Origin of the sequence: Alicyclobacillus fructus, from assembly GCF_017329605.1 — a bacterium.
GTDB lineage: Bacteria > Bacillota > Bacilli > Alicyclobacillales > Alicyclobacillaceae > Alicyclobacillus > Alicyclobacillus fructus.
The window spans coordinates 1-16,989 of sequence record NZ_JAFMTY010000020.1 but is presented as its reverse complement, the minus strand read 5'-3'; the positions used below and the strand labels follow the sequence as shown (position 1 = coordinate 16,989).

The window sequence follows — 16,989 nt, the reverse complement described above, 5'->3', positions numbered from 1 at the left end:
AGCCAGGTGAAAATTTCGTGACCGACGAACATTTCGGCGCGTCATTCTTCGCGGCTCCGCCGCGCCTGCCATCCGGCGCGCAGAACGACCTGCTCCAGGCGAGAGCTGCATTTGCTCAGCGAAGACACGGAAACGCCGAACTGAGCGGCGAGATCGCGCTGCACGACGGGCACGTTCGCGTAGCGCAGCACCACGTACAATAGGCCGGACGCCCAACTTTCGGGCTTCACGATGCGCTTGCGGAGGTCGAGGAAGAGCTCGTCGTACAAGAAGGTGAGCCAAGTCCGCCGCGCCCGGTTCACAAGCGAGCGGAGACCGCGAGACAGAAGCCACATCTCCGCCAACGACCAGACCTCGCGCCACTGCGGCTGCAGATCGAGGATGAGATCGTGGCGCACGTCCTCGAGCCGGATCTCCGCCGGTCCCGCGGCGCGCCAGAGCTTCACGATGCCCTTGGCGCCCATCCGCTTCAGCGCGACGAGCGTCTGCTCCTGCAGGGACGCGTCGATATCCGATCGCGCAAGGAACGACTTCAGGGCCTGTTGCGCGTCTTCGTCCCCCACCACGGCCAGCGCGCGAATCACCCGCTGGCGCACTTCCCGGCTGCCGTGGCGCAGGCTCCAGTACAGCGATGCCCGCAGGAGCGGATCTCGCTTCCACTCGTCCGGAGAAGACGTCTGCAGGCGATCTCGCACCTCCGCAAGCTGCATCTCAACCGGAACGTCCAGCTGATAGGCGACGTGGAGGGATGGGAGCCCCGCCGCACGCGCCTGACGCACCCGCTCCAGGTGATAATCCGCGACGCGCGCGCAGTCCTCGTGACGGGAGAGCTGCCGCCAGAGCGATTCGGCGGCGGCGAGGTTCCCGAGATTCGCGTGCGCGGCGGCAAGGCCGTGCAAAAGCATCGGGTGATCGGGCGGCACGAGCCGCGCCAGGCGCCGAAAGGCCGCAAGCGCCTCCGCGTGGAGGCCGACGAAGCCGAGGGTGGTGGCCACCTTCATCGCGATGTCCGGGTGAAGCGGAACGACCTTGCGCAACGGATCCACCGCGCGCCGCAGGCGCTCCTCGTCGCCGAAATGGTGCAACAGAATGGCACGGTTGCACAGCGCATGCAGGTTGTCGGGTTGGCGTTCGAGTACGCTCTCCGCCATCGCCAACGCCTTGTGGTATTGCCCCGTGTAGTAGTAGGCCAGACTCAGGTTGTTTCGCGCGGCGATGTGGGATGGATCCGCCTCGACCACCTGCTCGAGCCATTCCACGGCGACTTCGAACTGCCCGTTCTCAAGAAAATAGCGGCCGTCCTGAATCGCCTGCATCGTCTCGGCCCTGGCTTCCTCTCGCCTTCTCCGTTCCAGCGCGCGCCCGCCGCCGAACTCGTCGATGAGGATGGACAGCATCTCCTCCGCCTCGGCGGCATACTCGCCGTCGGGATCCATGTCGAGATACCGCAGCAAGTGCTCTTCGGCCGCCTCGTAATCGCCCAAATTCGCGTAGTTGTTGGCCAGATAGAACCAACATTCGGACATCTGCGGATCCATATGCTCAAGCACGTAGTGCAACAGTTCGTTGGAACCCTGGAAGTCGCCGAGTTCCGCGAGCACACCCGCGAGATTGCAGTAGTTCACCGGGTTGTCGGGCTCGTATTCGACGGTCCTCCGAAACGCTTTGACCGCGCGCGCCAGATCATTCCGCTGCAAGAAGCGCATGCCTCGCTCGAAGAAATAGGACGCGTCCAGCTTCATCGCGATCACGTTCTCGGGTCGATCCACCTGGTTGTAGCGATGGCGACGTTTGTCCATTTGCACTTTGCGCAGCGCCTCCTTTGCCACCCAAAACGGCACACGCACTTCTTCGTCGCGAGATCGGGCAAGCGCGCTGACCACGCCCGAAACTGGTGGAAAAAGTATAGCACAGTGGGCCAGAAATGGCGAAGTTCCTCAAGAAATTTGTCCATGTTATAATGAATAGACACGTTTGGAGGACTGTACAGGGGGATGAACGTGAAATCAGTCAAACGGGCCATCGCACAAGCCATCGCAGAGGTCGTCGCGCGACCGGTCGACGAGATCGCCCGCATGTTGGAATACCCGCCGAATCCGTCGCTTGGCGATCTCGCCCTGCCCTGTTTCCAGTTCGCAAGGGAGATGCGGAAAAATCCCGCGCAGATCGCCGAAGAACTCGCGGCGCGCGTCCGCGAAGCGGCAGGCGTGGAAACTGCCGAGGCCGAAAAGGGCTTCCTGAACATCCGGCTGGCGCGGGCCCCGTTTGCAGCGCAGGTGGTGGGACAGGCCATTTCGTCGGTGCACGGGTTGTTCTCGCAGGAGCGCGGGCGCGGACGCACGGCCGTGATTGACTATTCGTCGCCGAACATCGCAAAGCCGTTTGGCGTCGGCCATCTCCGTTCCACCATCATCGGCCACGCGCTCAAGCGCATGATGCGCGAAGACGGGTGGAAGGTCGAAGGGGTCAATCACCTCGGCGACTGGGGCACGCAGTTTGGCAAAGTCATCGCCGCGTACCTCAAATGGGGCAACGAGGATGAGGTGCGCAAGGATCCGGTCAAGGAGCTGTTCCGCCTCTACGTCCGCTTTCACCAGGAGGCGGAATCGTCGCCCGAACTGGAAGACGAGGGTCGCCTTTGGTTCAAGAAACTTGAAGATGGCGATCCAGAGGCGACGCGCCTCTGGCGATGGTTTATCGACGAAAGCCTGCGCGCCTTCAAGCAGGTGTATGATCTGCTCGGCGTGGAGTTTGAACATTACATCGGTGAGAGCTTTTACAACGACAAGATGGACGCGATCGTCCGGGAGCTGCGCGAGAAGGGCCTGCTGGTCGAGGATCAGGGCGCGGAAGTGGTGGATCTCTCGGCGTACGACATGCCGCCTTGCATCATCGTGAAGTCGGACGGCACGTCGATTTACGCGACGCGCGATCTCGCCGCCGCCGACTACCGGCACAAGGCGCTGGGCGCGGACACGTTGCTGTATGTGGTGGGTGCAGAGCAAAAGCTGCACTTCCAGCAGGTGTTCAAGGTGCTCGAACTCATGGGGCGGGACTACGCAAAGAACTGCGTGCACGTGCAGTTCGGCCTGATGAAGTTCAACGGCCAGCGGTTGTCCACGCGCCGCGGACATGTCGTCTATCTGGAAGACGTGCTGCGCAAGGCCATCGAAGAGGCGCGCGCCATCATCGAGGAGAAGAATCCGGGCCTCGAGAACAAGGACGCGATCGCGCGCCAGGTGGGCGTCGGGGCGGTGATTTTCAACGACCTCAAGACGTACCGGATTCACGAGGTGGACTTCCGGTACGAGGACGTCCTGAACTTCGACGGCGAGACCGGGCCCTATGTCCAGTACACGCACGCGCGCGCCTCAAGCGTGCTTCGCAAGGCCGAAGCGGACGCGATGGCGTGGGAATGGGCCGCGGATTACCAGCCTGACGACGCGGAGTGGGCGCTCGTGTTCCTCCTCGCGCAGGCGAATGAGTCGCTCGAGCGGGCCATAGACGCGTACGATCCGTCCGTGATCGCCCGCTACGCGCTGCAGCTGTGTCATGCGTTCAACCGCTTTTACCACGATCATCCCATCTTGCAGGCGGAAGATCCCGCGCGACAAAGCCGGCTGGCTCTCACGCGGGCCTTGCGCGAAGCGCTGGCGAAATCCCTCTACCTCCTCGGCATCGAGGCACCCGAAGAAATGTAAAAGCGGCGGAGACATCCGCCGCTTTTCATTTCACCTTCACCAACCTGCATCCGCGCGGCGCTCGAGACCCCCTCGCGGCCGCGCTTCAGGCGCTGCCCTCCGACTGCGCCGCAATCATCTGCTCCAACTCCGCCGCGAACTGCTTCGCGGCGTCGAGCCCCATGCCCTTGAGCCTGAAGTTCATGGCGGCCACCTCCACGATGACGGCGAGGTTGCGCCCGGGCCGCACCGGAACCGTCACCTTCGGCAGCTCGATGTCGAGAATCTTCATGGTCTCCGTTTCGATACCCAGCCGATCGTACGCGTGATTGTCGCGCCACGCCTCCAGATGGACCACCATCGAGATGCGCTTGTGCGTCCGCACGGCGCCCGCTCCGAACAGCGTCATGGCGTTCAGCACGCCGAGTCCGCGAATCTCGATGAGATTCTGTAACAAAGGCGGCGCACTCCCGACGAGATAGTCGTCTGAGATCTGCCGAATGACCACGGCGTCGTCCGCCACGAGCCTGTGCCCGCGCTTGATGAGCTCAAGCCCCGTCTCGCTCTTGCCGATCCCGCTCGAGCCAATGATGAGAATGCCGATCCCGTAGACGTCGACGAGCACCCCGTGCTGAAGCGTCTCGGGCGCCAGCTTATCCTCCAGATAGTTCGAGATGCGCGCGGTGAGGCGCGTGGTCACCATGGGCGTGCCGAGGACAGGGATGCGGCGGGAGGCCGCTTCTTCCAACAACACCGGCGGCGGCGTATCGCCGCGCGTGATGATGATGCAGGGCGTCTGCTGGTACGAGCAGAACGCGAACGCGCGCAGCGCCCTCTCCTTTTCGTTGAGACCGCGAAGAAACGAGAGCTCCGTCCGCCCCAGGATCTGCACGCGCTCGGCCGGATGATAGCGCAGGTAACCCGCGAGCGCGAGGCCCGGGCGGTTGATGTCGCGCGTGTAGATCATGCGATCCAAATCCGCGTCCTCGTTGAACACGTGCAAATCGAGATCGCGCACGAGTTGCCGCACGCTGACGCCTCGAAGATTCGCCACGGTCCCGGCCTCCTTTCTCCGCGCTCCTCAGTCGCGGGCGGCTTCCAGATTGAGCGCGCGTCGCGCGGCCATCCGGGCCCGGTCCCGCTCCAGGATGGGGCCCAGAAACCGCCCGGTGTGCGATTGCGGATGCCGGCATATCTCCTCCGGCGTCCCGGCCGCCACCACCTGCCCACCGCGGCTGCCGCCTTCTGGGCCGAGATCGATCAGATAATCCGCCGTCTTGATGACGTCCAGGTTGTGCTCAATCACCAGCACCGTGTCCCCATTGTCCACCAGCCGGTGAAGCACCGTCAACAGCCGTTCGATGTCGGCGACGTGCAGTCCGGTCGTCGGCTCATCCAGGATGTACAGCGTGCGGCCGTTGGAGCGCCGGTGCAACTCCGAAGCCAACTTCACCCGCTGGGCCTCGCCGCCCGACAGCGTGGTGGCGGGCTGGCCGAGCTTGATGTACCCGAGCCCGACGTCCACGAGGGTCTGCAACCGGCGCCGGATGCGGGGAATGTTTTCAAAGAACTCACACGCGTCCTCGACCGTCATATCGAGCACATCCGCGATGTTCTTGCCCTTGAAGGTCACCTCGAGGGTCTCCCGGTTGTACCGCTTGCCCTTGCAGACCTCGCACGGCACATACACATCCGGGAGAAAGTGCATCTCGATTTTGATGATCCCGTCTCCCTTGCAGGCCTCGCAGCGCCCGCCGCGCACGTTGAAGGAGAAGCGGCCCTTTTTGTAGCCCCGCATCTTCGCTTCGTTCGTCGCCGCAAACAGATCCCGGATGTCGTCGAACACGCCCGTGTACGTGGCGGGGTTCGATCGCGGCGTCCGGCCGATGGGCGACTGGTCGATGTCCACGACCTTGTCCAGGTGCTCGAGCCCCAGGATGGCGTCGTGATCGCCGGGCTTCACGCGGGCCCGGTTCAAATCCCGCGCCAGCGCCTTGTGCACGATCTCGTTGACGAGCGTCGACTTGCCCGATCCAGAGACGCCCGTGACGCAGGTGAACAATCCGATGGGAATGCGGACATCGATGTTCTTCAGGTTGTTTTCCCGCGCACCGCGCACTTCCAGCCAGCGTCCGTCCGGCTTGCGGCGCTCCTCCGGCAACGGGATGAAGCGCCTGCCGGACAGATACTGGCCCGTCAGCGACACGGGATTTTCCATGATCTCGGCCGGCGTGCCCTGCGCGACGACCTCGCCGCCGTGAATCCCCGCGCCGGGCCCCATGTCGATGATGTGATCGGCTGCAAGCATCGTATCCTCGTCGTGCTCGACAACGATCAGCGTGTTGCCGAGATCGCGCATGTGCTCGAGCGTGCGGATCAACCGCTCGTTGTCCCGTTGATGCAGGCCGATGCTCGGTTCGTCGAGGATGTACAATACGCCCATCAGCGACGAGCCGAGTTGCGTGGCGAGCCGGATCCGTTGCGCTTCGCCGCCCGACAGGGTGCCGGCCGATCGCGCCAAGGTGAGATAGTCAAGCCCGACGTCGCGCAGAAAACCGAGCCTGCTCTCGATCTCCTTGAGGATCTGGCGGGCGATGTGCATCTCCTTCTCAGAAAGCGACAAGCCGCGGAAAAACTCGAGCGCCTCGCTGACCGTCATCTCGGTCACTTCCGCGATGTTCTTGCCTCCCACGCGCACCGCCAGACTCTGCGGCTTCAGGCGGCGGCCATGGCAGGCGGGGCACGGCTTCGCGCTCATGAACGATTCGATGAACTCGCGGATGGACTCGGACGTCGACTCGCGATAGCGCCGCTCCAGATTCGGAATCACACCTTCAAAAGGGATGTGAGCTGTCTTGTGCTGCCCGAAGTCATTCTCATACGAAAAGCGAATCGGTGCCCCGTTGCCTCGCAACAACAGCTGAATCGACTCCTCCGGCAGCTCGCGAACGGGCACGTCCGTGGGAATGCCGAACGCCTTGCAGGCGGCTCGCAGGAGTTCCGGGTAGTAATTCGAGAACGATCCGCTCCAAGGCGCGATGGCCCCTTCTTCGATGGTGAGCGAAGGATTCGGAATGACGAGCTGCTCGTCCACTTCCAGGTTGACGCCGAGGCCGAAGCATGTCTCGCACGCGCCAAACGGGCTGTTGAACGAGAACATGCGCGGCGCGAGCTCGTCGACGGAGAAACCGCAGTGCGGGCAGGCCGCGTTCTGGCTGAACAGCATTTCCTCCCCGTCGATCACGTCCACAACGGCGATGCCGCCCGCCAGCCCGAGCGCCGTCTCGAGCGAATCGGCCAGCCGGCTCCCGATGTCGTCGCGCACGACCAGGCGATCGACCACGACCTCAATCGTGTGCTTGCGGTTTTTCTCCAGTTGAATGTCCTCGTCGAGATCGCGCACCTCGCCGTCGACGCGCACGCGAACAAAGCCCTGCTTCCGCATCTGCTCGAACACCCGTTGATGTTCGCCTTTTCGCCCGCGCACAATCGGGGCGAGCACCTGAAGCCTCGTCCGCTCGGGAAGTTGCAGGACGCGATCGACCATCTGCTCCACGGTCTGAGATTGAATCGGGATGTCACAGTTGGGACAAAACGGCTGGCCCACTCGGGCGTACAGCAAGCGGAGATAGTCGTAGATCTCCGTCACCGTGCCGACGGTCGATCGCGGATTGCGGCTCGTCGTCTTTTGATCGATGGAGATGGCGGGCGACAGCCCATCGATGGCGTCGACATCCGGCTTGTCCATCTGGCCGAGAAACTGGCGGGCATAGGCCGAAAGCGACTCCACGTAGCGCCGCTGACCCTCGGCGTAGATGGTGTCGAAGGCGAGCGACGACTTGCCCGACCCGCTGAGGCCGGTGATCACGACGAACTTGTCGCGCGGGATTTTCACGTCGATGTTCTTCAGATTGTGCACGCGCGCGCCGCGCACGTGGATAAAATCCTGTGGCATGCCGTCTTCCTTCTTCCTTCGCGCCTCACGACGCGTCCATGAGTTCCATAATCATGTCGCGCAATTGGGCCGCCCGCTCAAACTCCAACGCCTTGGCGGCCTCCTTCATCTCCTGCTCCAGCTTCTCGATGAGTTCCTTGCGCTCGCGGCCCGACAACTTTTGGGCCTGCTCCGCAACGGCCACGTAGTCCTCTTCGGACTCCGCCACTTTGGTGGACTCGATCACGTCTCGCACCGCTTTGCGCACCGTCTGCGGCGTGATCCCGTGCTCGCGGTTGTACGCGATTTGTTTCTGGCGCCGGCGCTCGGTCTCCTCAATGGCAATTCGCATCGACTCCGTGATGGTGTCGGCATACATGATGACCGTCCCGTTCGCGTTGCGCGCCGCCCGTCCGATGGTCTGAATGAGCGAAGTGTGCGAGCGCAGGAACCCTTCCTTGTCCGCGTCCAAAATGGCGACGAGCGAGACCTCGGGCAGGTCCAAGCCCTCGCGCAACAGGTTGATCCCCACGAGAACGTCAAACACGCCCCGCCGCAGGTCCCGCAAAATGACCATCCGTTCGATGGTCTTGATGTCGGAATGCAGGTAGCGCACCTTGATGCCGAGCTCTTTCAGATAATCGGTGAGATCTTCCGCCATCTTTTTGGTCAGCGTGGTCACGAGGACGCGCTCGTCGCGGCGAATGCGCTCGCGGATTTCGCCGACGAGATCGTCGATCTGCCCCTTGATCGGCCGGACGTGGATCTCGGGATCCACCAGGCCGGTCGGGCGGATGATCTGCTCGACAATCCGCTGCTGGTGCTGCTGCTCGTACGGCCCTGGCGTCGCGCTCACGTAAATACACTGCCCGACCGCCTGCTCAAACTCTTCGAATTTCAGCGGACGGTTGTCGGCCGCCGACGGCAAACGAAAGCCATGCTCGATCAGCGTCAGCTTGCGGCTGCGATCGCCGTTGTACATTCCGCGCAACTGCGGGATGGTCACGTGCGACTCGTCGATGAACGTCAGGAAGCCGGGCGGAAAATAGTCGAGAAGCGTGTACGGGGGCTCGCCGGCCTCGCGCCCCTCGAGATGGCGCGAGTAGTTCTCGATCCCTGAGCAAAACCCCATCTCGAGCATCATCTCGATGTCGTAGTTGGTGCGCTGCTCGAGCCGCTGCGCTTCCAACAGCTTGCCCTGAGCGCGCAGTTCCGCCAGTCGCTCGTCCAACTCCGCGCGGATGCGTTCGATGGCTCGCTCCAGCCGCTCGCGCGACGTGACGTAGTGCGACGCAGGAAACACGCTGAAGTGCGATCTCCGAGCCACCACTTCGCCCGTCAACACGTTGATCTCGGAGATTCGGTCGATCTCGTCGCCGAAGAACTCGACGCGAATGGCGTTTTCGTCGCGCGACGCGGGGAAGATCTCGACGACATCGCCGCGCACTCTGAACGTGCCCCGCGTGAAGTTGATGTCGTTGCGGGTGTATTGCATGTCCACCAACTTGCGCAGCATCTGATTTCGATCCATCACCGCCCCGACGCGCAGGGAGAGCACGTGATGCCTGTACTCCTCAGGATTGCCGAGGCCGTAGATGGCAGAAACGCTTGCGACCACCAGGACGTCGTTTCGCTCCAGGATGGCCGCCGTGGCGGAATGGCGCAACTTGTCGATTTCATCGTTGATCTTTGCGTCCTTTTCGATGTACGTGTCCGTGGACGGAATGTACGCCTCTGGCTGGTAGTAGTCGTAGTAACTCACGAAATACTCGACTGCGTTGTTTGGAAAGAACGCGCGGAACTCCGCCGCCAACTGCGCTGCAAGCGTCTTGTTGTGCGCGATGACCAGCGTCGGACGGTTGACCTCCGCGATGATGTTGGCCATGGTAAACGTCTTGCCCGATCCCGTCACGCCGAGCAGCGTCTGGTGGCGGAGGCCGCTGTACACCCCATCGACGAGCGCCTCAATGGCCTGAGGCTGATCGCCCTGGGGTTTCATGTCCGTGACGAGCTCAAATTTACCGGGTAACTGGGACACGGTTCGCCCTCCTTGCTCACAGCTCACCCGTGGACGGGAATGCACACTTTCACTGTACCACATCAAACAAGAAAAAGGGAACACACGTTCCCTCGAAGTTGACCATCCGTCAGTATCATGTGATCCGTGTTCATTATAAGAAATCGGCTGGGAGGGGTGCAAAAAGGCTTCGCTTCTCTCTCGCTCGCGCGGCTTCGGCCTTCGGCCTGCAGATGCGCTCGCTCGCGAGAAGCTTCGCCACTGTGACATTAGAGCCGGGGACTCGGCGGAACGTGGCAAGTTCGCGTGTGGGAACGGTGAGCCTCACTTCTCTCGCTCGCACGGCGGTCGGCCTGCAGATGCGCTCGCTCGAGTGAAGCTTCGCCACTGTGACATTAGAGCCGGGGGCTCGCCGGAATAATGCGGGTTCTCGTGTCGGAACGGTGAGCCTCACTCCTCTCGCTCGCACGGCGCTCGGCCTGCAGATGCGCTCGCTCGAGTGAAGCTTCGCCACTGTGACATTAGAGCCGGGGACTCGGCGGAATGGGGCGGGTTCTCGCGTTGGAACGGTGAGCCTCACTCCTCTCCCTCACGCAGCTTCGGCCTTCGGCCTGCAGATGCGCTCGCTCGCGAGAAGCTCGCCCGGTCCCAACGCGGGGTGGGACCGGGTTAGTTCGTGGGTAGAGCGGGTGCGGTGCCAGGGGCGTACATCTTGCGAAGAATGACGATGTTCACCCGGCGGTTCGCCTGACGCCCTGCCGGCGTTGCGTTGGACGCGACGGGATGGTACTGGCCGTAGCCCATGCCCGCCAGGCGAGTTGGATTGATGCCGTGATCGGCCAAAAAACGCACCACGCTCATGGCGCGTGCGGCGGACAATTCCCAGTTCGATGGGTAGACAGGCGTGCTGATGGGCTGCGTGTCCGTGTAGCCCTCGACGACAACGTCGTTCGAAATCTGCTTGAAGAAGGGCACCAACCCTTCGATAATGGCCCGGGCCTTTGGCAGCAACACGGCCTGCCCCGTGTTGAAGAGCGCCACGTCGCGCATCGTGATCTGTACGCCGCGCGCCTCGTCGACGACCTGGACTTCGCCCGACAGGTGGTGGTTGGCGATATACTGCTGAATCTCTCGATACAGCAGATCGAGCTGCTTGGCGTCGTTCAAGTCCTCGCTGGACTGCTGATTTTGCTTCGTACTGTTGGCAGGGTTGTTCGGATTCTGAAGGTTGTCGGGAAACTGCTGACCGTTGTTCTGATCTCCGCTTTCCAAAAGCGCCGTGGTCCCCATGTTGAGCGGGATCTGCTGGCCGGGATGGAGCGCTTGATAGAGCGACTCCGCCAGCGTGGCGAAACGCGTCTTGTCGATCGTCGACATCGCGAACATGACCACAAAAAACACGAGGAGCAGCGTGATGAGATCGGAATACGTGACCAGCCAGCGCTCGTGGTTCTGTTTCCTCTTAGGCTTCTTGGGCCGCTCCACTCTGAACCCCCGCCTTCTTTTCCTCGCGGTCGGACGCCGCGAGGAACGACAAAAGCTTTTGCCGCAGCACGTTTGGATTCTCGCCGGCCTGGATGGAGAGAATCCCCTCCAGCGTCATCTCGCGCTCGAGCATCTCCTCCTGCGATCGCGCCCGCAGCTTGTTGGCGACGGGCAGCCAGAAGATGTTTGCGCTCGCGACACCATACAGGGTCGCGATGAACGCCGTCGCAATCTCGGGCCCGAGCGTGCTCACGTCGCTGAGGCTGCCGAGCACGTGCACCAAGCCCATGACGGTGCCGATGATGCCCATGGTCGGCGCGAAGCCGCCAGCCGCCTCGAACATGTTGATGCCGACCTCGTGCCGTTCCTCGATATGCGCCAGCTCCGTCTGCAGCATGTCTTTGACGAGCTCCGGATCAATCCCATCCACGATGAGCCGAACGCCGTTGCGCATGAATGCGTCGTCGAACGAATTGACGTGGTCCTCCAGCGCGAGAATGCCTTCGCGGCGGGCCATGACGGCGAGATCGACCAATTGGTCGATCTGGGCGCGCGGGTCGCGCTTAGGCGCGAAGAAGGCGATCCGCAGGTACTTCGGCAGGGCCAGGAACGCTTTGAGGGGGCTCGAGAGCATCGTCGCGCCCAACGTGCCGCCGAAGACAATCATCATGGCGGACGGCTGAATGAGGGCAGCGATGTTGCCCTTGTCGAGGATGTACCCTCCTAGGAGTCCCGCGATGCCAAGGAGCAATCCGAGTACCGTTGCGAGATCCATGCGAAATGCCTCCCTCTACAATCGAAATGGATCACTGCGCCTCACGGCCGCCCAAGACCCGCAGATACAGCGTCTCAAGAAAGCCGAAGGGGCGTTTCAGGCGAAGCGCCGGCTCTTCTCCTGGCAGGACGAAGATAAGCCCAAGATTGTGGCGCTCTCCTTCGAACACGGGGCTCGACACCAGGCGAGGTTCGCCGTGATCGTCCGTGATCTGAAAGCGCGCATACGCCGGGTTTTGTTCGAGCGCGAAGTGAAAGTCGTACTCCGTGTGCACAGGCGCCTGGTTGACATGCGTGATGAGCTCGCCCGGCCGAATGCCGAGCCGCTCGGCGAGCGAACCGCGGATCACGTATAAGACGCGAAGCCCGCGCGTATCCGGGGCAAAGCGCGGCTCCAAACTCTTGTCCGCTCGGCGCGCAGCGGAGCGAAAAAGCTCGGTTGCGACGATCACGGCCGCGGCGGCATAGAGCGCGGCCTGCGGGCGCCAGACATACGCCCCCGCGAAGCCTGCGGCCAGGATCACGGCTCGGAGCAGATCGAACCAGCGCAGGTACGACAACGCCCGTTCCACGTTCATCGAGGTCAAGAGCGCATGCCAGCCGAGCGCCAGCGGCACGGCGAAGCATTCGAGGGACTGGCCGAAAGCGACGTGCCAGGGGTGCCAGCCCGAGGAAAACGCAACCTCCGGCCGGGCCAATGGCGTGATCCAAACGGCCACGGGAACCACATAGCCAAACTGAAGCTTCATTGCGCCCATCCGGCGGCCGCGCCGCGATGTGACGAGGGCGGGCAACACGGCGTCCCGCGTCCCCCAGAACCCGAGCACCGCCTCAGCCAGTGCCGCAGCGGCGGCAATGGCAAGCCAATTCGCCTCGGGCATACCTGCGACGGCCCGCCAGGCCGGCAGGAGGCTTGCGGGCACGGCTCCGTGGTACGCTCGCGCCAACCAGGACACAATCACGGACACCGAGATGGCCATGGGCGCCGCGGCCAGCCGTGATCGGATCACGCCGAGCACAATCGACACGGCAAACACATACAGCGCGGACGAAAACGTCACGGTCGCGCCTGCCGCGAGCAACGCGAGACTTGCGCCAAAGCCCACGGCGATAGCTCTCGCGTACCTCAGGACGAGCGTCTTGCCGATCCGCGTGACGCGAACGCCGAACCACGCGCGCTCGCGACGCACGTTTCTCACCAGGTCCCAAATGACGAAACCTGTCGCCAAGTAGTGATAGGGATTCAGGATGAAGGTGAGGAGGAGCAGGCCAACGAGCGCCCACCAGCCATTCGCCGTCACATGCATGGAAGCGTATCCCTTTCTCCAGCCTGCGGTACAGGCCATGCTACACGCGCAGGAAGCGCCGAACGGTGATGACGCCTCCCCACATGCCGATCAAAAGCCCCGTGGCGATGAGAATCACCGCAAGCTTGACCTCGATCTGACCCGCCTGAACGAGCGGAAACGCCAGCCCGCTGAACACGCCCTTCGCCTTGACATACAGCGAGCGATACCCGTACACCAACAGCACCACAGGGATCACGCTGCCGACCAGACCGATGATCATGCCCTCAATGATGAACGGCCAGCGGATGAACCAGTTGGTCGCGCCGACCAGCTTCATGATCTCGATCTCTCTTCGGCGGTGAAAGATGGTCATGCGAATGGTGTTCGAGATGAGGAACATGGACGTGACCACAAGCCCCACCACGAACACGATCCCGACGTCTCTCACGACGGCCAAGGTGCGGAAGATGGCCGCCGCGAGCTTGTGCGGATCGCGCACGGCCGCGACGCCTGGGATCTCGCTCACCTCTTTGGCCAATCGGTCGATCTGATGCGGATCCTGCGGTTTCACCACGATTTGGATTGGAAGCGGATTTTCCTTGAAGGCGTTCAGCACGTCGCTCAGTTCTTGACCCAGCTCTTGCTTCATCTGCTGAAGCCCTTCGTTTTTGGAGATCACCTGAACCGACGCGACGCCCGGAAGGGCGCGAATCTCTTGCGCCACCTGCTGACCCTGCTTTTCCGACGCGTTCACGTTCAAAAAGGCGCTGAACTCGAGCTGTCCCGTCACGCTGTTCGACATCTGGGCCACGTTGAAGGTGAGGATGAGCGAAAAGCCCAGCACCGCCAACGTCACGATCACGGCGCTCAACGCCGCAAATGACATCCAACCGTTGCGAATGACGTTTTTGAATCCCTCGCGCACGTGCCGCAACCACCTAGTCATCATAGCCGTAATACCCTTTCTCCTCGTCTCGCACGATCACGCCGTTCTCAATCGCAATGACGCGCTTGCGCATGGTGTTCACAATCTCGCGGTTGTGCGTCGCCATCACGATGGTCGTGCCGAGATCGTTGATCCGCTGAAAAAGGCGCATCACGTCCCACGACGTGTCCGGATCCAGGTTGCCTGTGGGCTCGTCCGCGATGAGAACCGACGGATTGTTGGCGAGCGATCTCGCCACAGCCACGCGCTGCTGCTCGCCGCCCGACAGCTGATGCGGATACATGTTCATCTTGTCTTCCAGCCCCACCTGTTCGAGGACTTCCCGCACCCGCTTGCGAATGTACTTGGGCGGTGCGCCGATCACCTCCAGCGCAAACGCGACGTTCTCCGCCGCCGTCAGCTTCGGAAGCAGTTTGAAATCTTGAAAGACCACCCCGATGGTCCGGCGCAACAGGGGGATTTTGCGATCCTTCAATTTCTCGATGTTAAATCCGTTGATGAAGATGTGACCGCGCGTGGGTCGCTCCTCGCGGTACATCAGCTTGATGAAGGTCGACTTTCCGGCTCCACTCGGTCCGACGATGTACACAAACTCGCCCTTCTGAATGCGAACCGAAATGCCATTCAGGGCCTGGGTCCCGTTGGGATACTCCTTCCAGACGTCCTGCATTTCAATCACTGTACGGATCTACCCCTTATCCCATGATGTAGTGACCGTCGTTCGTCTCTCTCGTCTCTCTGCATTCGACCAACGCCCCGAAGCGCATTCGACCCCCATGACACATAGTGACCCACTTCGACAAGGCACGTCAAAAATCCTGTTGGCAAATGGTGTCCAAGATGCGAACTTGATTCAGAAGCTCGTCAAATCGGCCCTCCAGGTGGCCGTGGTGAAGCGGTGCACGGCGGCGCGATCGACCCGCTCCGCCAAACCGGCGCACCGAGGCACCTCGATCATCCCCGGCTCCGCGAATCCAATCGGCTCCTTCAGAAGGTCTTGTTCAAAGTACCGATGGCTCGGGCCGAGATCGGTCGCATACCGCATCTGCGGCAAGGCGGCCGTGATCAAGCCGTGCACTCTCCCAATCCCGGTTTCGTACATGCCCCCGACCCAAGCCGCCATACCCGCTTGCTCCGCGGCTCGAAGCGCGCGCAGGACGGGACCGAAACCGCCCAAGCGCCCTGGTTTGACGTTCAGGACGCGAGCCGCACCCAAGCGCGCCGCGAGTCGAAGCTCTCGTTCCGATCGGATGCTTTCGTCTAGGCAAATGGGCGTTTGCAGGTCTGCTTGCAGCTCGGCGAGATCGAACCAATCGTCTTCAGGAAGCGGCTGCTCGATGAACTGCAGGTTGTAGCCGTCGAGTTCCCGAAGGCCCCGGAGATCTTCAGGACGATAGCTCCCGTTTGCGTCCGCCGCCATCGCCAGGTGGGGATGGCGCGTGCGGATCGCCTGGATGGGGGCGTGATCGCGCCCTGGGGCAATCTTCAGCTTCACCCTGCGGAAGCCTTGTTCGACCATCGCATCTGCGGCCTCAGCGAGCAGATCCAGCGAATCGGACATGCCGAGCGTGGCGCCTACCTCAACGCGATCCCGCCCGCCGCCGAGCAGGTCCACCAGAGGTTGTCCCGTTCTCGCGGCATACCAATCCCAGACCGCCATCTCGACGGCAGCGCGGCTCATGAGATGACCGCGCACGTCGTCAAACGCCTCGCCCGCCCGGCTAGGATGAATCGGCTGAGGCGCCTGGCGCAGCCAGCGGGCGAAGCGGGGAATGAGGTGACGAGTGAGAACGACCCACGCGGTGTCTGTGCATTCTTCGGTGTATGTGGGTTCCGCCAGCGCCACACACTCCGCCCAGCCCTCGATGCCGTCGGCGTCGATGAGTTGAACAAGAATGGCTTGTTTCTCCCGGACGTGGCCGTGCGCGGTATGCATGGGCAGTTTGAGCGGGAGTGACACGCGGTGCAGAACACAGGTCTGGATCATACGGAAACTCCTCGTATGGAGTGGCGGGAACCATCCCGAGTCATTTCAGAGGTATATCGCAACGGAGGCAGAGTTGCAAGGGGCTTCGTACCAAAAGGGGCTTCGTCCCAAAGGGGGCGAGCAGGGCTTCGGCCTTCGGCCTGCAGATCTGCTCGCCCCCTTTGGGTACTTCGCTTCAGAGGAGTGGGGGATGGGGGCTTATGCGAGCAAGAGAAAGGAAGGATATACCTGAGATTTGGAAACAAATTGGCCGACTGGGTGCACTGGATGGCGAGAGCAGCTGCGAGCGGGTTGGTGGGCAGTGGGGGGCTCGACGAACGTGATTCGTCGACAGAACGGGACGCGGCGCAGGACCGACCTGTCCCCGTCGCCAGCCGTTGCCGTTCTGCGAAAACCGCTCAGTTGGCGGGCTTACGTGTGGTCCGTCGGCGGGGTGCGCGCAGAGGGCGAGATCCATTGCGGCGCACTTGCGGAGACGGGATCCTGCTCCGACGCGAGGGGGTTGTCGACGTCCCGGTCGATTTCTTGGCGACTCGGAAGGCGTACCAAGAGAGCCCGATGGACACGAGCATGAGCGCGGTGTTCAGCATCGTCACCGCGGTGTTGATCTGTGTCACGCGGGTGTTGATGTCGTTGGTGAGCGTATTTTGCTGGAGAGGTGTCAGCGGACGCACGCCGGATCGCCCCTTGACGACAGCGTACGCGCGAGGAGCGACACGTGTGCCTGAACGGCCGCAAATACGACAAAAGGCCAGGCAGATGGGTGCCTGACCTTGTTCTCTCGCCTGGCAACGACCTACCTTCCCAGGAGGCTTCCCTCCCAGTATTCTCGGCGCTGGAGGTCTTCACGTCCGTGTTCGGGATGGGTACGGGTGTT

General features: G+C 62.3%; 11 protein-coding genes and 1 rRNA gene. 1 reads left to right on the top strand and 11 read right to left on the bottom strand.

The window, feature by feature from the left end; all coding sequences use genetic code 11:
* Positions 1 to 41 precede the first annotated feature (41 nt).
* Entirely contained in the window at positions 42 to 1,841 is a 1,800-nt protein-coding gene (locus J3481_RS10635; RefSeq protein WP_328702115.1) for a tetratricopeptide repeat protein, read from the bottom strand.
* Positions 1,842 to 1,994: 153 nt separating this feature from the next.
* Here J3481_RS10635 and argS point away from each other — a divergent pair, with 153 nt between their 5' ends.
* Positions 1,995 to 3,701 carry an arginine--tRNA ligase gene (gene argS, locus J3481_RS10630; protein WP_206832119.1) on the top strand — a complete coding sequence of 569 codons (1,707 nt, stop codon included), beginning with the start codon at positions 1,995 to 1,997 and terminating at the stop codon, positions 3,699 to 3,701.
* A gap of 85 nt (positions 3,702 to 3,786) precedes the next feature.
* Here argS and hprK read toward each other — a convergent pair whose 3' ends face one another.
* The 10 genes from hprK to rrf all read right to left on the bottom strand — a co-directional run.
* Entirely contained in the window at positions 3,787 to 4,734 is a 948-nt protein-coding gene (gene hprK / locus J3481_RS10625) for an HPr(Ser) kinase/phosphatase (RefSeq protein WP_012809841.1), read from the bottom strand.
* A gap of 27 nt (positions 4,735 to 4,761) precedes the next feature.
* Positions 4,762 to 7,635 carry an excinuclease ABC subunit UvrA gene (uvrA, locus tag J3481_RS10620; RefSeq protein WP_206832120.1) on the bottom strand — a complete coding sequence of 958 codons (2,874 nt, stop codon included), beginning with the start codon at positions 7,633 to 7,635 and terminating at the stop codon, positions 4,762 to 4,764.
* Positions 7,636 to 7,660: 25 nt separating this feature from the next.
* Positions 7,661 to 9,613, bottom strand: coding sequence for an excinuclease ABC subunit UvrB (uvrB, locus tag J3481_RS10615; RefSeq protein ID WP_236011563.1), 1,953 nt, complete (start codon positions 9,611 to 9,613; stop codon positions 7,661 to 7,663).
* Between the two features lie 687 nt (positions 9,614 to 10,300).
* On the bottom strand, positions 10,301 to 11,116 hold the full coding sequence (locus J3481_RS10610; protein WP_206832122.1) for a flagellar motor protein MotB: 816 nt from the start codon (positions 11,114 to 11,116) through the stop codon (positions 10,301 to 10,303).
* Positions 11,094 to 11,891: a flagellar motor protein gene (locus J3481_RS10605; RefSeq protein ID WP_206832123.1), complete on the bottom strand. Its 798-nt coding sequence runs from the start codon at positions 11,889 to 11,891 to the stop codon at positions 11,094 to 11,096. Before J3481_RS10605 ends, J3481_RS10610 begins: the two co-directional genes overlap by 23 nt.
* A 31-nt stretch (positions 11,892 to 11,922) precedes the next feature.
* Positions 11,923 to 13,197, bottom strand: coding sequence for a PDZ domain-containing protein (locus J3481_RS10600; protein ID WP_206832124.1), 1,275 nt, complete (start codon positions 13,195 to 13,197; stop codon positions 11,923 to 11,925).
* 40 nt (positions 13,198 to 13,237) lie between these two features.
* On the bottom strand, positions 13,238 to 14,128 hold the full coding sequence (gene ftsX, locus J3481_RS10595) for a permease-like cell division protein FtsX (RefSeq protein ID WP_206832125.1): 891 nt from the start codon (positions 14,126 to 14,128) through the stop codon (positions 13,238 to 13,240).
* Entirely contained in the window at positions 14,118 to 14,804 is a 687-nt protein-coding gene (gene ftsE / locus J3481_RS10590; protein WP_206832126.1) for a cell division ATP-binding protein FtsE, read from the bottom strand. The genes ftsX and ftsE overlap by 11 nt, the downstream gene beginning before the upstream one ends.
* A gap of 174 nt (positions 14,805 to 14,978) precedes the next feature.
* The gene (gene menC / locus J3481_RS10585; RefSeq protein ID WP_206832127.1) at positions 14,979 to 16,112 is read right to left on the bottom strand and encodes an o-succinylbenzoate synthase; all 1,134 of its coding nucleotides are present in this window, start codon (positions 16,110 to 16,112) and stop codon (positions 14,979 to 14,981) included.
* A 783-nt stretch (positions 16,113 to 16,895) separates the two neighbouring features.
* Positions 16,896 to 16,989, bottom strand: a 5S ribosomal RNA gene (rrf, locus tag J3481_RS10580); the annotation flags it as partial.